This window comes from Azonexus hydrophilus DSM 23864, from assembly GCF_000429605.1.
GTDB classification, from domain to species: Bacteria; Pseudomonadota; Gammaproteobacteria; order Burkholderiales; family Rhodocyclaceae; genus Azonexus; species Azonexus hydrophilus.
Map to the genome: position 1 here is coordinate 1 of NZ_AUCE01000005.1, position 2332 is coordinate 2332.

Here is a 2332-nt window from a genome sequence, read left to right on the forward strand (position 1 = left end):
CAAGGTTAGAACCTCAAACAAATCAGGGTGGTATTTCAAGGACGACTCCACCGAAACTAGCGTTCCGGTTTCACAGTCTCCCACCTATCCTACACAAACCGGTTCAAAGTCCAATGCAAAGCTGCAGTAAAGGTTCATGGGGTCTTTCCGTCTTGCCGCGGGGAGATTGCATCTTCACAAACATTTCAACTTCGCTGAGTCTCAGGAGGAGACAGTGTGGCCATCGTTACGCCATTCGTGCAGGTCGGAACTTACCCGACAAGGAATTTCGCTACCTTAGGACCGTTATAGTTACGGCCGCCGTTTACTGGGACTTCGATCAAGGGCTTGCACCCCATCAATTAATCTTCCAGCACCGGGCAGGCGTCACACCCTATACGTCCACTTTCGTGTTTGCAGAGTGCTGTGTTTTTATTAAACAGTCGCAGCCACCATTTCACTGCAACCCCATCGGCCTTCGAGAGTAAATCTCTACAACCTACCGGGGCACACCTTCTCCCGAAGTTACGGTGTCAATTTGCCGAGTTCCTTCTCCTGAGTTCTCTCAAGCGCCTTAGAATTTTCATCCTGCCCACCTGTGTCGGTTTGCGGTACGGTCGAATCTAGACTGAAGCTTAGTGGCTTTTCCTGGAAGCATGGTATCAATCACTTCAGCACCGTAGTGCCTCGTCGTCACGCCTCAGCTTAGCCCCCCGGATTTGCCTAAGGGGCACGCCTACACGCTTAAACCAACTATTCCAACAGTTGGCTGACCTAACCTTCTCCGTCCCCACATCGCATCTAGAATCGGTACAGGAATATTGACCTGTTTCCCATCGACTACGCTTTTCAGCCTCGCCTTAGGGGCCGACTCACCCTACGCCGATGAACGTTGCGTAGGAAACCTTGGGCTTTCGGCGAGGGAGCTTTTCACTCCCTTTATCGCTACTCATGTCAGCATTCGCACTTCTGATATCTCCAGCATCCTTTACAAGACACCTTCACAGACCTACAGAACGCTCCCCTACCATATCCTTACGGATATCCGCAGCTTCGGTGCATGGTTTGAGCCCCGTTACATCTTCCGCGCAGGACGACTCGACTAGTGAGCTATTACGCTTTCTTTAAAGGATGGCTGCTTCTAAGCCAACCTCCTAGCTGTCTATGCCTTCCCACTTCGTTTCCCACTTAACCATGTCTTGGGGACCTTAGCTGGCGGTCTGGGTTGTTTCCCTCTTGACAATGGACGTTAGCACCCACTGTCTGTCTGCCTTGCTCGCACTTGACGGTATTCAGAGTTTGCCATGGTTTGGTAAGTCGCGATGACCCCCTAGCCATAACAGTGCTTTACCCCCGTCAGTGATACAAGACGCACTACCTAAATAGTTTTCGGGGAGAACCAGCTATTTCCAAGTTTGTTTAGCCTTTCACCCCTATCCACAGCTCATCCCCTAACTTTTCAACGTTAGTGGGTTCGGACCTCCAGTACCTGTTACGGCACCTTCATCCTGGCCATGGATAGATCACTTGGTTTCGGGTCTACGCCGTGCTACTCAACGCCCTTATCAGACTCGCTTTCGCTACGCCTTCCCTATTCGGTTAAGCTCGCAACACAACGTAAGTCGCTGACCCATTATACAAAAGGTACGCAGTCACCCCACAAGGAGGCTCCCACTGTTTGTATGCATGCGGTTTCAGGTTCTATTTCACTCCCCTCCCGGGGTTCTTTTCGCCTTTCCCTCACGGTACTGGTTCACTATCGGTCGATCACGAGTATTTAGCCTTGGAGGATGGTCCCCCCATGTTCAGACAAGGTTTCACGTGCCCCGCCCTACTTTTCGCTAACTTAGTACCACGGATCTGTTTTCGAGTACGGGGCTATCACCCACTACGGCCGGACTTTCCATTCCGTTCTTCTAACAGTTCCGCTATCACTAGCAGGCTCTTCCCCATTCGCTCGCCACTACTAGGGGAATCTCGGTTGATTTCTTTTCCTCCGGCTACTTAGATGTTTCAGTTCGCCGGGTTCGCCTCGCTTACCTATGTATTCAGTAAGCGATACCTCAAAGAGGTGGGTTTCCCCATTCGGATATCGGGGGATCAAAGCTTCATTGCCAGCTCCCCCCCGCTTTTCGCAGGCTTGCACGTCCTTCATCGCCTGTGATCGCCAAGGCATCCACCACATGCACTTAGTCGCTTGATCCTATAACCTTGTGTTCTCTTTCAAGAACGGCTACAGGCAAACTCATATTTGTGCTGTCTCATTTCGGCTAGAAATGAGAACAGATGCAATCACAACGTGTATCAGCAGCTCATCACTGCGATACACAACCTTCTTCCATTTTGTTAAAGA

Annotated in this window: 1 rRNA gene; it reads right to left on the bottom strand. The window is 50.9% G+C overall.

The features are described 5' to 3' along the window. A 23S ribosomal RNA gene (locus G471_RS0100530) occupies positions 1 to 2182 on the bottom strand; the annotation flags it as partial. Positions 2183 to 2332 lie beyond the last annotated feature (150 nt).